At 71.9% G+C, this 19576-nt stretch carries 14 protein-coding genes; 7 read left to right on the top strand and 7 right to left on the bottom strand.

Annotated features, from left to right (window positions below; genetic code table 11):
• Positions 1-67 precede the first annotated feature (67 nt).
• The 5 genes from ACH4TG_RS30720 to ACH4TG_RS30700 form a co-directional block, all read right to left on the bottom strand.
• Positions 68-2197 carry a TPM domain-containing protein gene (locus ACH4TG_RS30720; protein ID WP_398245854.1) on the bottom strand — a complete coding sequence of 710 codons (2130 nt, stop codon included), beginning with the start codon at positions 2195-2197 and terminating at the stop codon, positions 68-70.
• A 107-nt stretch (positions 2198-2304) separates the two neighbouring features.
• Positions 2305-3075: a succinate dehydrogenase/fumarate reductase iron-sulfur subunit gene (locus ACH4TG_RS30715; protein ID WP_398245853.1), complete on the bottom strand. Its 771-nt coding sequence runs from the start codon at positions 3073-3075 to the stop codon at positions 2305-2307.
• Positions 3072-5006, bottom strand: a complete 1935-nt coding sequence (locus ACH4TG_RS30710; RefSeq protein WP_398245852.1) for a fumarate reductase/succinate dehydrogenase flavoprotein subunit — start codon at positions 5004-5006, stop codon at positions 3072-3074. The genes ACH4TG_RS30715 and ACH4TG_RS30710 overlap by 4 nt, the downstream gene beginning before the upstream one ends.
• A 1-nt stretch (position 5007) precedes the next feature.
• Entirely contained in the window at positions 5008-5838 is an 831-nt protein-coding gene (locus ACH4TG_RS30705) for a hypothetical protein (RefSeq protein ID WP_398245851.1), read from the bottom strand.
• A gap of 159 nt (positions 5839-5997) precedes the next feature.
• Positions 5998-6285 carry a hypothetical protein gene (locus tag ACH4TG_RS30700; protein ID WP_398245850.1) on the bottom strand — a complete coding sequence of 96 codons (288 nt, stop codon included), beginning with the start codon at positions 6283-6285 and terminating at the stop codon, positions 5998-6000.
• 358 nt (positions 6286-6643) lie between these two features.
• Here ACH4TG_RS30700 and ACH4TG_RS30695 point away from each other — a divergent pair, with 358 nt between their 5' ends.
• Complete coding sequence (locus ACH4TG_RS30695) at positions 6644-8428, top strand: ABC transporter family substrate-binding protein (RefSeq protein ID WP_398245849.1); 1785 nt, start codon at positions 6644-6646, stop codon at positions 8426-8428.
• Between the two features lie 478 nt (positions 8429-8906).
• On the opposite strand, the gene ACH4TG_RS30690 is transcribed toward ACH4TG_RS30695, so the two are convergent.
• Positions 8907-10061, bottom strand: a complete 1155-nt coding sequence (locus ACH4TG_RS30690; protein ID WP_398245848.1) for a hypothetical protein — start codon at positions 10059-10061, stop codon at positions 8907-8909.
• A 208-nt stretch (positions 10062-10269) separates the two neighbouring features.
• Here ACH4TG_RS30690 and typA point away from each other — a divergent pair, with 208 nt between their 5' ends.
• From typA to ACH4TG_RS30660, 6 genes are all read left to right on the top strand, one after another.
• The gene (gene typA / locus ACH4TG_RS30685; RefSeq protein ID WP_398245847.1) at positions 10270-12138 is read left to right on the top strand and encodes a translational GTPase TypA; all 1869 of its coding nucleotides are present in this window, start codon (positions 10270-10272) and stop codon (positions 12136-12138) included.
• 507 nt (positions 12139-12645) lie between these two features.
• Entirely contained in the window at positions 12646-14286 is a 1641-nt protein-coding gene (locus ACH4TG_RS30680; RefSeq protein ID WP_398245846.1) for an ABC transporter substrate-binding protein, read from the top strand.
• Positions 14287-14420: 134 nt separating this feature from the next.
• On the top strand, positions 14421-15344 hold the full coding sequence (locus tag ACH4TG_RS30675; protein WP_398245845.1) for an ABC transporter permease: 924 nt from the start codon (positions 14421-14423) through the stop codon (positions 15342-15344).
• Positions 15337-16272, top strand: coding sequence for an ABC transporter permease (locus ACH4TG_RS30670; RefSeq protein ID WP_398245844.1), 936 nt, complete (start codon positions 15337-15339; stop codon positions 16270-16272). Before ACH4TG_RS30675 ends, ACH4TG_RS30670 begins: the two co-directional genes overlap by 8 nt.
• Positions 16273-16284: 12 nt before the next feature.
• The gene (locus ACH4TG_RS30665; protein WP_398245843.1) at positions 16285-17310 is read left to right on the top strand and encodes an ABC transporter ATP-binding protein; all 1026 of its coding nucleotides are present in this window, start codon (positions 16285-16287) and stop codon (positions 17308-17310) included.
• A complete protein-coding gene (locus ACH4TG_RS30660) occupies positions 17303-18364 on the top strand; it encodes an ABC transporter ATP-binding protein (protein ID WP_398245842.1) in 1062 nt (353 codons plus the stop codon). Before ACH4TG_RS30665 ends, ACH4TG_RS30660 begins: the two co-directional genes overlap by 8 nt.
• 298 nt (positions 18365-18662) lie before the next feature.
• On the opposite strand, the gene ACH4TG_RS30655 is transcribed toward ACH4TG_RS30660, so the two are convergent.
• Positions 18663-19439, bottom strand: coding sequence for a D-Ala-D-Ala carboxypeptidase family metallohydrolase (locus ACH4TG_RS30655; protein WP_398245841.1), 777 nt, complete (start codon positions 19437-19439; stop codon positions 18663-18665).
• Positions 19440-19576: the final 137 nt, after the last annotated feature.

Below are 19576 nucleotides of genomic sequence, written 5' to 3'. Positions count from 1 at the left end.
CGTGGGGTGTGGCCGACGCGGCCGCGGGGCCGCCGAGGTCACGGGGCTTGCTGGGCCCGCTGGATCGTCAGAATCTGCCCCCGCCGCCCATCCGGCCGCGGGTCTGGCCGCCGCCGAAACTGCCCGGCCCCCCGCCGTAGCCGCCGTAGCCGCCGCCCATGCCGCCGCGGCCGCCGAAGCCGCCGCCTCCGCCGCCGAGCACGCCGCCCAGCAGGATCCCGCCGAGCACCGCGCCGCCCATGCCGCCGAGCCCCGCCGTACGCCTGCCCCCGCCGAAGCCGCCGTACCCGCCGAGGTCCCCGAAACCGCTGACGTCCTGCCGGGCGAACTGCTGCGCCTCGCGGGCCAGCCGGTCCGCCTCATGGGCGTGCTGGAGTGCGGCCGCGGCGTCCGCGACGGCGGAGGACTCCGCGACGCGCAGCCGCCGCTCGGCCTCGGCGAGCCGGGTGCGGGCCTGGCTGCCGATCGCGCCGCGGTGCGTGGTGATCACGTCCCGGGCCGCCGCGACCTCGCTGCGCGCGGCCAGCAGGGCCTGGTCGAGCAGGCCGCGGGCGCGCCGGTCGGCGTCCTCCCGCTCCCGGGCGCCGGCCAGCGACTCGTCGAGGGCCGCGTCGGCCTCCTCCACCCGGCGCAGCGCCGCGATCGGGTCGTACCGGCCGGCGGCCAGCTCCTGCTGCACGGCGGCCGCGACGGCCTCGGCGCGGGCGATCCTGCCCTGCAGGTCGGCAGCCGTGCCCTCGGCGGAGCCGCCGAGCACGCCGCGGGCCTCGGCGAGGTCGGCGCTCGTCTCGGCGAGCGCGGCGCGCAGCTGGGCGTCGGCGGCGTGCAGTTCGTGCTCCCGGCGGGTCACCGAGTCGGCGAGGGTCGCGGCCTGGTCCAGCGCCCCCTCGGCGGCCCGGACGAAGACCGCGGCCCGGCCGTGGTCGGTGGCGAGCGCGGTCCGCGCCTGGCCCAGGCTGGTCCTGGCGAACTCCAGCCGGTCCCTGGCCTCCGCCGGATGCCCGGCGACCGGCTCCAGCGCGGCGTCGGAGTAGCGCTCGGCCAGCGGGACCAGCGCGCCCTCGGCGGCGGCGATCCGGCCCGGCAGCGCGGCCAGCGCCTGCTCGGCCTGCGCCAGCACCTGCGGGGCGTTGGCCTCCATCGCCCGCAGCCGGTCGAACGCCTCGGACTCCGCGTCCAGCCGCCGGTTGGCCTGGGTGCAGCGGGACAGGATCTCGTCCAGCATCTGCCGCCGGGTGTCGTCGTCCTCGGGGAAGGCGTCGTCGAGCCGCTGCCGCAGCCGGAACGCCGCGGTCAGCTCGCCCCTGGCGTAGTCCACGGCCTCGCCGAAGGGCTTGGCGGCCTCGTCGCCGAACTGCGCGGCGGCGAACCCGACGTCCTCCTGGCTGGTGCGCACCGCGTCGTCGGTGGCGACCAGCAGCTGGCGGGCCTGGGCGTCCAGTTCGGGCAGCGGGGTCAGCGGGGTGGGCCGCTTGGCGGGCCGGCCGCCGGAAGGGGTCCGCCAGGCCGGGGCGGTCCGGCCGCTGGGCGGGCCGGCCGACGGCACCCGCCGTCTGCGGTACGCCCACAGGCCGAGGAAGCCGGCCGCGGCGACCGCGGCCACCGGGATCCACAGCGCGGCGGCGCCGTTGGCGGTGGCGTCGCCCGGGGCGCCGCCGGGGTCCGGGGCGCCGGGGGAGATGGCCGGCGGTGTCACCGCCCGGCCGGCGAGCACCGCGTCGTAGCCGGTGGAGGCGCCGATCGCGGCACCCGCCCAGTCGTTCTCGCGCAGCGCGGGCTCGATGGCCCGGTCGCTGACGTCGTTGAGCTGGGCCTGCGTCAGGCCCGCGTCCTGGTCGGCGGAGACCGCGTACTGCCGGTCGTGGGTGGCCACCGCCAGCAGCAGGTCCTTGCGGCCCAGGCCGTTCTTGACGGCGGTGGCGTTCGCCCAGTCCTGCGGGGTGCGGCCGGAGAAGGTGCTCACGTACGCCACGAACAGCTGCAGCCGCTGGGCGGCGTACAGCTGCTGGAGGGCGGTGCGGACCTCGGTCGCCCGGTTGCCCAGCGCGCCCACCCGGTCGGTGACCTGGCCCGTCCGGGCGAGCGGGACGGGGGTCTCGCCCGGGCGGCTCGCCGCCCGGGCGGGTGCCGCGGTGCCCAGGGCCAGGGCTGCGCAGGCCGCGAGCACGGCCGGGAAAGCCTGACGTCTCGTCCGCACCGCGCCGCCTCCCGCTGCCGCGCCACGCCCCTCCGGGTGGCTCCATTTCGGAGGCTATGTGCGGTTCGTCCGTGGCGCGACTCCAGCCGGCGGCAGGGCCGCCCGGGCTACTGGCCCCGGCGGCGGATCTTGGACCCCAGCCAGACCAGCGGGTCGTACTTGCGGTCCACCGCCCGCTCCTTGAGCGGGATCAGCGCGTTGTCGGTGATGTGGATGCCCTCCGGGCACACCTCCGTGCAGCACTTGGTGATGTTGCAGTAGCCGAGGCCGTGGTCGTCCTGCGCGGAGGACGCGCGGTTGACGCCGGTCTCGTCGGCGGCGTCCAGCGGGTGCATGTCCAGTTCGGCGATGCGCATCAGGAACCGCGGCCCGGCGAACGCCGGCTTGTTCTCCTCGTGGTCGCGCACCACATGGCAGGTGTTCTGGCACAGGAAGCACTCGATGCACTTGCGGAACTCCTGCGAGCGCTCCACGTCCTGCTGCGCCATCCGGTACTCGCCGGCCGGCACGCCCTTGGGCGGGACGAACGACGGCACCTCGCGGGCCTTGGTGTAGTTGAACGACACGTCGGTCACCAGGTCGCGGATCACCGGGAAGGTGCGCATCGGGGTGACCGTCACCGTCTCCTCCCGGCTGAACACCGACATCCGGGTCATGCACATCAGCCGCGGCCGGCCGTTGACCTCGGCGCTGCACGACCCGCACTTGCCGGCCTTGCAGTTCCACCGCACCGCGAGGTCGGACGCCTGCGTGGCCTGCAGCCGGTGGATGATGTCCAGGACGACCTCGCCGTCGTTCACCTCCACCTGGAAGTCCTGGAGGCCGCCGCCGTCCGCGTCGCCGCGCCACACCTTGAAGTGCGCCTGGTAACTGCTCACGCGTCGAGCTCCTCGTCGGTCAGGTATTTGAGCAGCTCGTCCCGTTCGAACAGGGCGAGCAGGTCGGGACGGATCGCGTCCATCGGGCGGCGGTGCAGGCTCACCGCGGCCGTCCCCGCCTCCGGGGCGCCCGGGGTCAGCTCGCACACGAGGTTGACCTTGCGCCAGGTGCGGTCCATGTCGGGGTGGTCGTCGCGGGTGTGGCCGCCGCGGCTCTCGGTGCGCTCCAGCGCGGCGCGCGCCACGCACTCGCTGACCAGCAGCATGTTCCGCAGGTCGATGGCCAGGTGCCAGCCCGGGTTGAACTGGCGGTGGCCCTCGACCAGGGCGTGCCGGGACCGCTCGCGCAGGTCCGCCAGGTGCTCCAGCGCCTTGGCCATCTCGGGCGCGCGGCGGATGATGCCGACCAGGTCGTTCATCACCTGCTGGAGCTCCTGGTGCAGGGTGTACGGGTTCTCCGGGCCGTCGCCGCCGGAGGCCCCGGAGCCGACCTCGGCGTCCGTACCGAACGGCCGCAGCGCCTCGGCCGCCGCCGCGTCGATCTGCTCCTCGCCGGCCGCCGGCCGGTCCGCCTGGGCGAGCGCGGCCGCGTACTCGGCGGCGAACAGGCCCGCGCGGCGGCCGAAGACCAGCAGGTCGGACAGCGAGTTGCCGCCGAGCCGGTTGGAGCCGTGCATACCGCCGGCGACCTCGCCGGCCGCGAACAGCCCGGGGACCCCGGTGGCCGCCGCGGTGTCCGGGTCCACGTCGACGCCGCCCATCATGTAATGGCAGGTGGGGCCGACCTCCATGGCCTCGGCGGTGATGTCGACGTCGGCCAGCTCCTTGAACTGGTGGTGCATCGACGGCAGGCGCCGCTTGATCTCCTCGGCCGGCAGCCGGGTCGACACGTCCAGGAACACCCCGCCGTGCGGGGTGCCGCGCCCGGCCTTCACCTCGCTGTTGATCGCGCGGGCCACCTCGTCGCGCGGCAGCAGCTCCGGCGGGCGGCGGTGGCGGTCGGGGTCGGCGTACCAGCCGTCGGCCTCCTCCTCGCTCTGCGCGTACTTCTCCTTGAACACGTCCGGGATGTAGCCGAACATGAACCGCTTGCCCTCGCTGTTGCGCAGCACCCCGCCGTCGCCGCGCACCGACTCGGTGACGAGGATGCCCTTCACCGACGGCGGCCAGACCATGCCGGTCGGGTGGAACTGGATGAACTCCATGTTGATCAGCGGGGCGCCGGCCAGCAGCGCCAGCGCGTGCCCGTCGCCGGTGTACTCCCAGGAGTTGGAGGTCACCTTGAACGACTTGCCGACGCCGCCGGTGGCCAGCACCACGGCCGGCGCGTCGATGACGAACAGCCGGCCGGACTCGCGGACGTAGCCGAAGATCCCGGACACGCGGTCGTCGTCCTTCAGGATCCGGGTGACCGTGCACTCCTGGAAGATCTTCAGCCGGCTCTCGTAGTCGCCGGTCTCGGCGTGGTCCTCCTGCTGCAGCGAGACGATCTTCTGCTGGAGGGTGCGGATCAGCTCCAGGCCGGTGCGGTCGCCGACGTGGGCCAGCCGCGGGTACTCGTGGCCGCCGAAGTTGCGCTGCGAGATCCTGCCGTCGGGCGTGCGGTCGAAGAGCGCGCCCCAGGTCTCCAGCTCCCACACCCGGTCGGGCGCCTCCTTGGCGTGCAGCTCGGCCATCCGCCACTGGTTGAGGAACTTGCCGCCGCGCATGGTGTCGCGGAAGTGCACCTGCCAGTTGTCGTGCTCGTTGACGTTGCCCATGCTGGCCGCGATGCCGCCCTCGGCCATCACCGTGTGCGCCTTGCCGAACAGCGACTTGCAGATCACCGCCGTGCGCATCCCGCGCTCGCGCGCCTCGATGGCCGCCCGCAACCCCGCCCCGCCCGCGCCGACCACGACCACGTCGTACGCGTGCCGTTCCACATTCGTCATCTCAGAAGAACCTCGGATCGTCGAAGGCGCCGCTGGACACCAGGAACACGTACAGGTCCGCGACACCGACGCTGATCAGCGAGGACCAGGCGAGCAGCATGTGGCGGGCGGTCAGCGTGCCGACCCAGCCCCACAGCCGGTAGCGGACCGGATGCTTGGAGAAGTGCCGGAGCTTGCCGCCGATGACGTGCCGGCAGGAGTGGCAGGACACGGTGTACGCCCAGATCAGCGCCACGTTCGCCAGCAGGACCAGCGTCCCCAGGCCCATGTGGCCCCAGTTGCCGTGCGCGTCGCGGAAGCCCAGCGCGGCGTCGTAGGTGAGGATGCCGGCGACGACCACCGCCAGGTAGAAGAAGTACCGGTGGGAGTTCTGCAGGATCAGCGGGAAGCGGGTCTCACCGGTGTACTTCGCGTGCGGCTCGGCGACCGCGCAGGCCGGCGGGGACGACCAGATCCCCCGGTAGTAGGCCTTGCGGTAGTAGTAGCAGGTCAGCCGGAAGCCCAGCGGGAAGATCAGCACCAGCAGCGCGGGGGACAGGCCCCACCAGCTGCCGAACAGGGCCCAGTCGGCGCCGCCCTTCATGTCCACGCAGTTCGAGGCCAGGCACGGCGAGTAGAAGGGGGAGATGTAGGGCGCCGCGTAGTAGTGGCTGTTGGCGAACGCGCGCCAGGTCGCGTAGACGACGAAGATGCCCAGGCCGACGGCGGTGACCAGCGGCGGTACCCACCACCGGTCGGTCCGCAGGTGCGGTGCCGCGATCGCGGCGCGTCCGGGCGAGCGGACACCGCGTTCCTCTGAGGCTGGGGTGGTGGGTGTGGTTCCGGTGGCCAAAGGGTGACTCCGAACGGACGGGGGATGGGGCGCGGCGGCAGCGCGGGGGCTGGTGCGCGGTGGACGAGCCGGACAGGACGCGGGGCGAGCTGTGCGGGGACGGGAACGCGGGTGCGCGGCGCCCGTCGGCGCCGTGTGCGGTCCGCGTCAGCCGGGAGTTCAGGGCGCGTGCCGGTGCGGCGAACCCAGCCCCTCGTCCTCGGCGTCCACCCACAGCATGCGGTCGTACGGGTCGTCGGGGACGGTGACCATCTCGACGGTGCGGGCGCCCGCGGCGGCCGGCGCGGAGTCGCGCAGCAGCGCCAGGCTCTCCCGCAGGTGTCCGGCGTCCGCGCGTACCCGGCGCATGTCGAGGCTGTCGCCGGCGTGCTCGTCGAGGCGGGCCACGCATCGCATCAGGTCGTCGAGCCGTCGTTGGACCGAAGTCAGGTCGTCGTGCAGGGACATGGCACTGCCCTCACCATCTGCCGCCGTGCGGTGGGTGACGCTTCGCTGTCGCGGAAGCGAGTGTTGCGCGTCACACCACGCCTTGTGAAGACGCCTGCACCGATTCCCATCGGACGTGGTAACGCATGTGGCCCCCTCAGGTTGACGCGGCGTCGCGAGGGGAGTCCGGCCGAACAGGTTGTCGGCCGGACGGGTGGTCCCGGACGGCGGTCCGGCGGGTCGGCGGCGGGTGGCGGCGGACCTGGGGTGCCATGAGCGCGGTGAATGTCCGACAAACGGCATGTCAGACCACATGATCATGTCCCGGCCGGTGCGCGCTGCCACCGACGAGCCGCCGGGCCCGCGGAGGTGTCCCCCCATGAACCGCAGCACGAACCCGACCGCTCCCGCACCCGGGCTCCGGGCGGTGCGCATCGCCGTGGCCCTGACCACGGGAGCCGTGCTCACGCTCACCGCAGCCTGTTCGTCCTCGGGCACCCACGCGGCCGGCACCGCGGGCTCCGACGTGGCGACCGTCGCCCGCGCCGGCGTGCGCGACGGCGGCACCATGCGCTGGGCCGTCGACGAGATGCCGCCCACTCTCAACGCCTACCAGTCCGACGCCGACGCCGGCACCACCATGATCGCGGCCGCCACGCTGCCGCAGATGTTCCGGCTGGACGAGCACGGCACGCCGCAGCTCGACCGCGACTTCGTGACCGCCGCGAAGGTCACCTCGACGGACCCGCGGCAGGTCGTCACCTACGACCTGAACCCCAAGGCCAAGTGGAGCGACGGGCGGGCGGTGGACGCCGGTGACTTCACCTCCCAGTGGAAGGCGCTCAGCGGCAAGAACGCCGCGTACTGGACCGCGCGCAACGCCGGGTACGACCGGATCTCGGCGATCGCCCAGGGCGCCGGCGCCCACCAGGTCAAGGTCACCTTCGCCAGTCCCTACGCCGACTGGCGGTCGCTGTTCAGCCCGCTCTACCCCGCCGCGGTGACCGGCAGCGCGGACGCCTTCAACGACGCGGCCCGCACCAAGCTGCCCGCGGCGGCCGGACCCTTCGAGGTCAAGGCCATGGACACCAAGGCCGGCACCGTCACCCTGGTCCGCAACGACTCCTGGTGGGGCGACCGGGCCAAGCTCGACTCGCTCGTGCTGACCGCGGTGCCGCGCGCCCAGCGGGCCGCGCAGCTGGCCGCCGGCAAGCTGGACGTCGCCGACATCGACCCCGGCGCGCTCGGCGCGGTGACCAGGACCAAGGGCGTCGGCGTGCGCAAGGCGCCGGACGCCGCCTACGCGCAGCTCGCCATCAACGGCTCGTCCGGCGCGCTCACCGACGAGCGGGTGCGCCACGCGGTGGCCAGGGCCATCGACCGCAAGCAGATCGCCGCGGCCGTGCTCAAGCCGCTGGGGCTGCCCCCGCAGCCGCTCGGCAACCACCTGGTGCTGCCCTCCCAGAACGGGTACGCCGACCACAGCTCGGCGCTCGGCAAGACCGACCTGCAGCAGGCGCTGGCGCTGCTGGCCGACGCGGGCTGGGAGCGGTCGACCGCCAAGACCGGTGAGAAGGCGGCCGGGCCCGGCCGGAGCGCGGCGTCCGGCACGCTGACGGTGGTCGAGCCCAGCCGGGTGCTGGCCAAGAATGGCAAGCAGCTGTCGCTGCGGATGGTGCTGCCGTCGGACTCCCCGACGCTGGACGACGTCGGCGGGCGGATCGCCCGCATGCTCTCGGTGATCGGGGTGCGCACCGAGATCGACAAGGTCGCCGACGCCGGCTACTTCCAGGACCACATCGCCGCCGGCGACTTCGACCTGGCGCTGTACTCGTGGCCGGGCAGTGCGTACCCGGCCACCGACGACACGCCGATCTTCGCCAAGCCGGTGCCGGCGCCCGACGGGTCGCTGGCGGTCGCGCAGAATTACAGCCGGGTCGGCACGGACCAGATCGACCAGTTGCTCAGCCGGGCCGGGGCTGAGCTCGACCCGTCGGCGGCCCGCTCGCTGACCGCCGAGGCCGACGCCCGCATCTGGGCTGCCGCCGGCTCCATCCCCCTCTACCAGCGCCCCGATGTCGTGGCGCTGCGTACCACCGTCGCCAATGCGGGCGCCTTCGGCTTCCAGACCCCCACCTACCAGAACGTCGGCTTCCGCAAGTAACCCCTCTCCCGCTGCCCGCGCGCAGCACGTGCCCCGCCAGGGGCACGTGAACCCCGCACGGACCATGCGACGGCGACGCTGCCCCAGGGGCAGGGCGTGCCCCGTAGGGGCGCGGGGAACTGCGCGCTCAGCCACGGCGGTGGCGCGGGTCGTCACCGGCCCGAAGGGGCAGTTCGGTACGTCCCGGACCACCGGCCGGTGGGTGGCTGGTCGCGCTGGGGGCACCTCCCAGGCGCAGCTCTGGGGGACCCCGCGCCCCTTGGGGGTGCACCCCGCCGTGCGGACAGCGGGCCGCCGTCGTGGCTGGGCGCGCAGTTCCCCGCGCCCCTTGGGGGCGGACCCGTCGTGGGGACGGGGGGCCGCCGTCGTGGCTGGGCGCGCTGGGGGCACCTCCCAGGCGCAGCTCTGGGGGACCCCGCGCCCCTGGTGGGGCGCACCCCGCCGTGCGGACAGCGCGCCACCGCGCCGGCGGAGGGGCTCAGAGGGGGGAGTGGCGGGAGGCGCGGGTGAGGGCGCGGGCGGCCTGGGGGGCGGAGCCGGTCCAGGTGAGGGCGGCGGCCAGAGTACGCAAGGCGTGGGCTCGGGTGAGGGCGTCGGGCGCCGTCGCGACGGCGTTGCGGGCCAGCCGCGTCCCCTTCACGGGATCCCCGTGGAGCAGCGCCTCGATCGCCCCGAGATCGGTGAACCTCAGGAGAGCCGGCCGCGTGGCCCGCAGCACCGCGAGCGCCGCCTCGAACGCGGGCAGCATCCGCTCCCGCGTCCAGACCCCGGCCGCCGCGCCGTCCGCCAGCGCCCGCGCGTAGATGACCAGCGCGGTCGACCGGTCCTGCTCCAGGCCGCTCCCCTGGTACAGGGCGTACGCCCTGTCCGCGGCCTCCGCGTACCGCCCCTCGGCCTCCGCCACCGCGGCCGTCGCCCACAGGTGGCGGAAGCTCCGCGGGTTCGCGGCCGTGTCGAGGGCGGCCCGGGCGGCCCGCACCCGGCCGGCGCTCAGCGCCCGCGCCACGTCCACCAGGGCCGGCTCGTGCGCCAGCCGGTCCAGCGGATCCGGGCGGAACGGCATCCGCAGCAGGATCCAGGCGCGCGAGCCGGCCGTCGCCGGGTTGCAGAAGGACACCAGCGCGGTCATCACCAGCACGCCCCAGCCCAGCGCCGCCACGTCCGGGCCGCCGAGGGCGACCAGCGCCGCGCCCGCCGCCAGCTGGACGCCGACGGCCGTCGCCGTCCCGCACCACAGCCGCCGCCGCAGGGTCGGCCGGTCCACGATGGCCAGGCAGCCGGTGAACGGGATCAGCGGCAGCCAGCGGAAGGTGACGAGCCGGCCGCGGAGCACCGCCGAGCCGGCCCAGCGCCCGCTGCCGACGGCCGCCCACACCACGGCGAGCCCCGACGGGCGGGCCAGCGCGGCGAGCAGCGCGTTGCTCACGCTCAGTGCCCCGAGGAAACCGAGGATGAACAGGGAGAAGGCGCCCCGGTGGTCGACGAACCCGATGCGGTGGGAGGCGGCGAGGTAGCCGAAGACGGCACCTGCGGCCGCGGCGATCAGCCGCTGCACCGGGCGCAGGCCGGCCTTGCGGACGCCCGGCGGGGCGGAGGGGAGGGCGAACTGCTGCTCGCCGGATATCTGTGGCATGGACACGAAGCGTGATCCTGGCACCTGCGCCCCCGCCGCCACCAGCGGAGGGGCTGGTTCCGCGGCGCCCGCGGGACCCCGTCGGGCGGCCGTGCGCCCGGCGGCCCCGTACCATGGGGTAAGGCCGTGGCGGGAGTGCGCCCGGCAGGCGTGTGCGTCGGGCAAGGGACGTGACGTCATCCACGATTTCCGGGAGAAACGCCACCGCATGTCCACGCGCCACGACATCCGTAACGTCGCCATCGTCGCCCACGTCGACCACGGCAAGACGACCCTGGTCGACGCCATGCTCAAGCAGGCGGGGGCGTTCGCCGCCCACCAGCACGTGGACGACCGCGTGATGGACTCCAACGACCTGGAGCGCGAGAAGGGCATCACCATTCTCGCCAAGAACACCGCCGTGAAGTACCACCCGAAGGACGGCGGCGACCCGATCACCATCAACATCATCGACACCCCCGGCCACGCCGACTTCGGCGGCGAGGTCGAGCGCGGCCTGTCGATGGTGGACGCGGTGGTCCTGCTGGTGGACGCCTCCGAGGGCCCGCTGCCGCAGACCCGGTTCGTGCTGCGCAAGGCGCTGTCCGCCCGGCTGCCGGTGATCCTGTGCATCAACAAGACCGACCGCCCGGACTCCCGGATCGACGAGGTCGTCAACGAGACGTACGACCTGTTCCTGGACCTGGACGCGGACGAGGACCAGATCGAGTTCCCGATCGTCTACGCCTGCGCCCGCGACGGCATCGCCTCCCTCACCAAGCCGGAGAACGGCACGGTGCCGGCCGACTCCACCAGCCTGGAGCCGTTCTTCTCCACGCTGCTGGCGCACGTCCCGGCCCCGACGTTCGAGGAGGAGGCGCCGCTCCAGGCACACGTCACCAACCTCGACGCCGACAACTTCCTCGGCCGTATCGCGCTGCTGCGGGTCGAGCAGGGCCACCTGAAGAAGGGCCAGACCGTCGCGTGGATCAAGCGCGACGGCAGCATCGCCAACGTCCGCATCAGCGAGCTGATGATGACCGAGGCGCTGACCCGCAAGGCCGCCGAGAGCGCGGGCCCCGGTGACATCTGCGCGGTGGCCGGCATCCCGGACATCATGATCGGCGAGACCCTCGCCGACCCGGAGAACCCGATCGCGCTGCCGCTGATCACCGTGGACGAGCCGGCGATCTCCATGACCATCGGCACCAACACCTCGCCGCTGGTCGGCAAGGGCGGCAAGGGCCACAAGGTCACCGCCCGGCTGGTCAAGGAGCGGCTGGAGCGCGAGCTGGTCGGCAACGTCAGCCTGCGCGTGCTGCCCACCGAGCGCCCGGACGCCTGGGAGGTGCAGGGCCGCGGCGAGCTGGCGCTGGCCATCCTGGTGGAGACCATGCGCCGGGAGGGCTTCGAGCTGACCGTCGGCAAGCCCGAGGTCGTCACCAAGGACGTCGACGGCAAGGTGCACGAGCCGATCGAGCGGATGACCATCGACTCGCCCGAGGAGCACCTGGGCGCCATCACCCAGCTGATGGCCTCCCGCAAGGGCCGCATGGAGACCATGACCAACCACGGGTCCGGCTGGATCCGGATGGAGTGGATCGTGCCGTCCCGCGGCCTGATCGGGTTCCGCACCGAGTTCCTCACCCAGACCCGCGGCACCGGCATCGCGCACTCCATCTTCGAGGGCCACGAGCCCTGGTTCGGCGAGCTGCGCACCCGCAACAACGGCTCGCTGGTCGCCGACCGCTCCGGCGCGGTGACCGCCTTCGCGATGACCAACCTCCAGGAGCGCGGCGTGCTCTTCATCGAGCCCGGCACCGAGGTCTACGAGGGCATGATCGTCGGTGAGAACTCGCGGTCCGACGACATGGACGTGAACATCACCAAGGAGAAGAAGCTCACCAACATGCGGTCCTCGACCGCCGACGTGGCGGAGTCCATCGTGCCGCCGCGGAAGCTGTCGCTGGAGCAGTCGCTGGAGTTCTGCCGCGACGACGAGTGCATCGAGGTGACCCCGGAGACCGTGCGGATCCGCAAGGTCGTCCTGGACCAGAAGGAGCGCGGGCGCGCCGCCTCGCGCGCCAAGCACGGCTAAGGGCCCCGTCAGGGCCCGTCAGGGGCGCGGGGAACTGCGCGCTCAGCCACCGCGCGCCGCGGGTCGTCAACGGCCCGGCGGGGCAGCTCGGTCCGTCCCGGACCACCGGGCCGGCGGGTGGCTGGTCGCGCAGTTCCCCGCGCCCCTTTGGGTTGCCCCCGCCCGCGCAGGGCGAGCCCCTGAACGAGGCGGCGACGTCCGTTATTCGGACACTGTTCACCGTTGAGCGGAGTGATACTGCTCACCATGCCCGATTGATTCCTGTCTGCGTACGTTCCGGAATGTCCGGATTCCGGACGCGATCGTGACCATAGCGAGACCCGGGACGGCGCCATCCGCCCCCATACGTGCCGGATAGTGGACGAAGTTGAGCTCGGGTCAATGGGTCACGCGCTGCTGGCAGCGCCGACTCACGAGCAGAGAAGGCCGCCGCGGCTGTCAGGGGTGTCAGCCCACGTTCGGCCTTCTCTTTCACGTAGTGACAGTGACTCCTGAGGAGGCATACCCATGCGCGGTGCCAAGAGCGCCAAGTGGGTCATAGGTGCGGCAGTCGTCGCCCTGGCAGCGACCGCCTGCGGTTCCGGCTCGGACAACGCGGGCGGATCCAACGACGGCATCGTCCGGGCCTGGTGGGGCGACCCGCAGAACCCGCTGGAGCCGGCCAACACCAATGAGGTGCAGGGCGGCAAGGTCCTGGACATGATCTTCATGAACCTCAAGGAGTACGACCCCCAGACGGGGAAGGCCAACCTTGAGGCCGCGGACTCCATCACCACCACCGACCAGCAGAACTTCACGATCAAGCTGAAGCCGAACCTGAAGTTCTCGGACGGCACGCCCGTCACCGCCAGCTCCTTCGTGGACGCCTGGAACTACGGCGCGCTGGTCACCAACAAGCAGCTGAACTCGTACTTCTTCGCGGACATCGACGGCTACGACGCCGTCCACCCGGAGAAGGAGGGCGCCGCCCCGACCGCCAAGACCATGTCCGGTCTGAAGGTCGTCGACGACAGCACCTTCACGGTCAAGCTGACCCAGAAGTTCTCGACCTGGCCGGACCGCCTGGGCTACAAGGCCTTCGCCCCGCTGCCGAAGTCGTTCTTCACCGACCACGCCGGCTACCTGAACAAGCCGGTCGGCGACGGTCCGTACAAGGTCGAGTCGTACAGCAAGGGCTCCAGCATGAAGCTGGTCCCGAACCCGTACTACACCGGCCCGAGCAAGCCCAAGAACAAGGGCGTGCTGCTGAAGGTCTACACCGACAGCAACACCGCGTACGCCGACCTGCAGGCCGGCAACCTGGACGTCCTCGACGACATCCCGGCCGAGCAGCTCAGCCACGCCAAGTCCGACCTGGGCGGCCGCTACCTGAACCAGCCCGCGGGCATCATCCAGACCGTCTCGTTCCCGCTGAACCAGAAGTCCTGGAACGCCCCCGGCATGGACAAGGTCCGCCTCGGCCTGTCGATGGCGATCGACCGGAAGACCATCACCCAGAAGATCTTCCAGGGCACCCGCACCCCGGCGAGCGACCTCACCTCCCCGGTGCTGGGCGCGTCCGGCGGCTACAGCGCGGACATCGCCGGCCAGGCCACGACCTACGACCCGGTCAAGGCCAAGCAGCTGATCCAGGAGGGCGGCGGCATCCCCGGCGGTCACATGACCATCGGCTACAACGCCGACTCCGGCTCCCACAAGCAGTGGGTGGACGCGGTCTGCAACAGCATCAACAACACGCTGGGCAACGACAAGGCCTGCGTGGGCGCCCCGACCGGCACCTTCGCGGACTTCCGCAACCAGATCACCAAGGGCCAGATGACCCAGCCGTTCCGCTCCGGCTGGCAGATGGACTACCCGCTGATCGACGACTTCCTGACGCCGCTCTACGCGACCGGCGGCAGCTCGAACGACTCGCACTACAGCAACCCGCAGTTCGACGCCCTGATCAAGCAGGCCAACGCCGAGCCGGACACGGCCAAGGCCACGGCGCTGTACCAGGACGCCGAGAAGCTGCTCTTCAAGGACATGCCCGTCATCCCGCTCTGGTACCAGAACGGCGAGGCCGGCTGGTCGTCGCGCGTGTCCAACGTGACGGAGAACGCCTTCAGCTACCCCGTCTACACCGACATCACGGTCAACAACAGCTGACCTGATGTTTCCAGTGCCCGTCCCCACCCCTAAGGGCGGGCGCGCTGGGGGGAACTGACAGCAACCGCTCGCGGTGCGGATGCCGGTCCGGGGCACGACCCCGGACCGGCATCCGCCCGATCCCTGGAGGGCACATGGGGCGCTACGTCATCAGGCGACTGCTCCAGATGGTTCCGGTCTTCATCGGTACCACCTTTTTGATCTTCGTCATGGTCTACGCGCTCGGCGACCCGGTGGCCGCCATGTTCGGCGACCGTGCGCCGGACCCCGCCACGGCGGCACAGATCAGGCACGACCTGTACCTGGACCACCCGCTGCCCATGCAGTACCTGCACTACATGGGGCAGATCTTCACCGGCAACTTCGGCAAGGCCGCCACCGGTCAGCCGGTCACCGAGCTGATGGGCCAGGCGTTTCCGGTCACCCTGCGGCTGACCCTGGTCGCGTTCGCCATCGAGGCGGTCGTCGGCATCGGCCTCGGCCTGCTCGCCGGCCTGCGCCGCGGGCGGTTCGCCGACAGCGGCGTGCTGGCGTTCACCCTGCTCGTGGTCGCCATCCCGACCTTCGTCACCGGCTACCTGCTGCAGTACTTCGTCGGCCTCAAGTGGGGTCTGGCCAACCCGGCGGTCGCCGAGGGCGCACCGCTGGGCGACCTGATCCTGCCCGGTGTCGTACTGGCCGGCGTCTCGCTGGCGTACGTGGCCCGGCTCACCCGCACCTCGGTCGCCGAGAACTCGCGCGCCGACTACCTGCGCACCGCGGTCGCCAAGGGCCTGCCACGGCGCCGCGTGGTGACCGTCCACCTGCTCCGCAACTCGCTGATACCCGTGGTGACCTTCCTCGGCACCGACATCGGCGGCCTGATGGCCGGCGCGGTCGTCACCGAGCGGATCTTCAACATCCACGGCGTCGGCTACCAGCTCTACCAGGGCATCCTGCGGCAGAACCCGCCGACGGTCGTCGGCTTCGTCACCATCCTGGTGCTGATCTTCCTCGCCGCCAACCTGCTCGTCGACCTGCTGTACGCGGTCCTGGACCCGAGGATCCGGTATGCCTGAAATGACCGACTCCCAGCCCCTGACCGACGCCGTCAGCACTCCCGCCGGCCCCGCCGCGATCGCCGCCGCGGGCCAGCAGGAGAAGGCGCGCAGCCTGGCCGGCGACGCCTGGCGCGACCTGCGCCGCAAGCCGATGTTCTACATCTCCGGCCTGCTGATCCTCTTCCTGATCGTCATCGCGATCTGGCCCAGCACCATCGCCAGCGGCAACCCGCTCGCGTGCGACCTGGCCAAGTCGCAGATGGGCCCGACCGGCGGCCACCCCTTCGGCTTCGACACCCAGGGCTGCGACGTCTATACCCGCACGGTGTACGGCGCCCGCGACTCGGTCGCGGTCGGCATCCTCACCACCCTGGGCGCCACCGTGCTCGGCTCGCTGCTCGGCGGCCTGGCCGGCTTCTTCGGCGGCTTCTGGGACTCGCTGATCTCCATGGTCAGCAACATCTTCTTCGGCATCCCGATCCTGCTCGGCGGCGTGGTCTTCCTGTCCGTCGTCAAGGGCGGCTCGGTGGCCACCGTCACCCTGTTCATGGTGCTGCTCGGCTGGCCGCAGATCGCGCGTATCGCGCGCGGCGCGGTGATCACCGCCAAGCAGCAGGACTACGTGCAGGCGGCCAGAGCGCTCGGCGCGGGCAACAGCCGGATGCTGCTGCGGCACATCATGCCCAACGCCCTCGCGCCGATCATCGTGGTGGCCACCATCGCGCTGGGCACCTACATCTCGCTGGAGGCGACGCTGTCGTTCCTCGGCGTCGGCCTGAAGCCCCCGGCGGTCTCCTGGGGCATCGACATCTCGCAGGCGTCCAACCAGATCCGCAACGCCCCGCACATGCTGCTGTGGCCCGCCGGTGCGCTGAGCATCACGGTGCTGGCGTTCATCATGCTCGGCGACGCGGTCCGCGACGCCCTCGACCCCAAGCTGCGCTGAGGGAGGCGTACGTTGACTGTCATCGATGAGACCGTGGCCGCGTCGGCTCCCACGCAGACCGCCCCACTGCTCGAAGTGCGCGACCTGCACGTGGAGTTCCACACCCGCGACGGGGTCGCCAAGGCCGTGAACGGCGTCAACTACTCGGTCCAGGCCGGGGAGACGCTGGCGGTGCTCGGCGAGTCCGGTTCCGGCAAGTCCGTCACCGCGCAGGCCATCATGGGCATCCTCGACATGCCCCCCGGCCGTATCCCGCAGGGCCAGATCCTGTTCCAGGGCCAGGACATGCTCACCATGTCCGGCGAGCAGCGGCGCCGCATCCGCGGCCGGAAGATCGCGATGATCTTCCAGGACGCGCTGTCGTCGCTGAACCCGGTGCTGTCCGTCGGCTACCAGCTCGGCGAGATGTTCCGGGTGCACCAGGGCCTGTCGCGCAAGGCGGCCAAGGCCAAGGCGATCGAGCTGATGGACCGGGTGCGCATCCCGGCCGCGGCCGAGCGGGTCAACGACTACCCGCACCAGTTCTCCGGCGGCATGCGCCAGCGCATCATGATCGCCATGGCGCTGGCCCTGGAGCCGGACCTGATCATCGCCGACGAGCCCACCACCGCGCTCGACGTGACGGTGCAGGCCCAGGTGATGGACCTGCTCGCCGAGCTGCAGCGCGAGTACAACATGGGCCTGATCCTGATCACCCACGACCTCGGCGTGGTCGCTGACGTCGCGGACAAGATCGCGGTGATGTACGCGGGGCGGATCGTGGAGACCGCGCCGGTGCACCAGATCTACAGCGCGCCGGCCCACCCCTACACCAAGGGCCTGCTCCAGTCGATCCCGCGCCTGGACCGCAAGGGCCAGGAGCTCTACGCGATCAAGGGCCTGCCGCCCAACCTGCTGCACATCCCGTCCGGCTGCGCCTTCAACCCGCGCTGCCCGATGGCGCAGGACATCTGCCGCACCGAGGTGCCCGTGCTCCACACGGCCGGCCCCGGACGCGGCAGCGCCTGCCACTTCTGGAAGGAGACCCTCGGTGAGTGACTCCGCGCTGAACCCCGCACCGCAGACCCGCGAGCCGATCCTGCAGGTGCGCAACCTGGTCAAGCACTTCCCGCTGACCCAGGGCATCCTGTTCAAGAAGCAGATCGGCGCGGTCAAGGCCGTCGACGGGATCTCCTTCGAGCTGTACCCGGGCGAGACCCTGGGCATCGTCGGCGAGTCCGGCTGCGGCAAGTCCACCGTCGCCAAGCTGCTGATGAACCTGGAGCAGGCCACCTCCGGCGAGGTGTTCTACAAGGGCCAGGACATCACCCGGCTGTCGGGGCGGGCCCTGAAGGCGGTGCGCCGCAACATCCAGATGGTGTTCCAGGACCCGTACACCTCGCTCAACCCGCGGATGACGGTCGGCGACATCATCGGCGAGCCCTTCGACATCCACCCCGAGGTGGCCCCCAAGGGCGACCGGCGCCGGCGCGTCCGCGAACTGCTGGACGTCGTGGGCCTCAACCCGGAGTACCTCAACCGGTACCCGCACCAGTTCTCCGGCGGCCAGCGGCAGCGCATCGGCATCGCCCGGGGCCTGGCGCTCAACCCCGAGGTGATCATCTGCGACGAGCCGGTGTCCGCGCTGGACGTCTCGGTGCAGGCGCAGGTGGTCAACCTCATGGAGAAGCTGCAGGACGAGTTCGGCCTGTCGTACATCTTCATCGCGCACGACCTGTCGATCGTGCGGCACATCTCCGACCGGGTCGGCGTGATGTACCTGGGCAAGATGGCGGAGATCGGCACCGACGCCGAGATCTACGACCACCCCACCCACCCGTACACGCAGGCGCTGCTCTCCGCGGTGCCGGTGCCGGACCCCGAGGCGCGCGAGAAGCGCGAGCGGATCATCCTGTCCGGCGACGTGCCGTCCCCGGCGAACCCGCCGTCCGGCTGCCGGTTCCGCACCCGCTGCTGGAAGGCGCAGGAGCGCTGCTCGCAGGAGGTGCCGCTGCTGGCCGTTCCGTCCGTGTTCGCCGGCAAGGACACCCCGGCCGCACACGAGTCGGCGTGCCACTTCGCCGAGGAGAAGGACGTCATCGCGGCGGCCTGACGCACGAGCTCCCGCAGTGGCCGGCCGAGGAACGAGGCCGTCCGCGGAGGGAGTGAGCAGGAAGGTCAACCCAGAACAGGCGCGGCCTGACGCACGAGCTCCCGCAGTGGCCGGCCGAGGAACGAGGCCGTCCGCGGAGGGAGTGAGCAGGAAGGCCGACCCAGAACAGGCGCGGCCTGACGCACGAGCTCCCGCAGCGGAACGCACAGGAGATCTCTGCAGCCCATGACAAGGGGCGTCCCGGTCCGGGAGGGAAGGACCGGGGCGCCCCTGCGTGCTGCCGGGGGAGGGGCGGCCGTCAGGCCGTGCCGCTCTCCCACCACCAGGACTGCGCCCCGTAGGCGTACTCCACTCGGCTGTCCATGTGCTGCCAGGAGTTGGTGTACGCCTCCAGGCCGGAGAAGCCGCTGCGCTCGCCCAACTGGTAGAGCGTCTTGGTGGCCACGCCGGACACCACGACGTCGGCCGCGATGCCGTACTGGTGCTGGGAGTTGGTCGCGTACCCGTAGATGCTGGTGTTGTACGCGACGCTGCGGAAGCCGGAGTTGATGGTCATCGGCTTGTTGCCGACCTTCGTGCGGACCGCCTCCAGCTTATACATCAGCCGCCGGACGTTCTCCTTCACGGTGGCCGCCGCGACCTTGCCGCCGGAGAAGCCCGCGCCGTCGTGGCTGTAGAACTCCGAGAAGTCGAAGTGCGCGGTCGAACCGTCGCTCGCCTCCAGCGAGTTGAGCACCCCGAAGGTCTGCGGTCCGGCCACGCCGTCCACGCCCAGCCCGTACGCGGCCTGGAAGCGCCGGACCGCGGCGGCCGTGCCCGGGCCGAAGTCGCCGTCGACGGACACGTAGCTGTGCGAGGCGGAGTCCGCCGCCCAGCCGGCGACCCGGATCTGCAGTTCGCTGACGGCCGCGCCGGTCGATCCCTGCTGCAGGGTGGCGGGCCAGCCGTACGCCGCCGCGGGCCCGGCGAATCCGACGCCGGCCGCGGTGGCCAGGCCGGCGGCCAGCGCGCCGGTTCCGAAGCGGAGCAGGGTGCGGCGGTCGGTTGCGGGGTGTGCGGGGATCGCGTCGCTCACGGGGTCTCCTCGGGTCGGACGCAGAGGCGGGTCCCGCCTCATGTCCCCCGCATTCTTGACGCGCACAGGTCACTTCATGCCGCCGTCCGGGTGAACTCGTGACATCGGGTGGCCTGGTGGCCAACGCATTGGGCGTC

The organism is Streptomyces sp. NPDC020917 (assembly GCF_044333795.1).
Lineage (GTDB): Bacteria > Actinomycetota > Actinomycetes > Streptomycetales > Streptomycetaceae > Actinacidiphila.
This window is presented reverse-complemented; position numbering and strand designations above follow the sequence as displayed.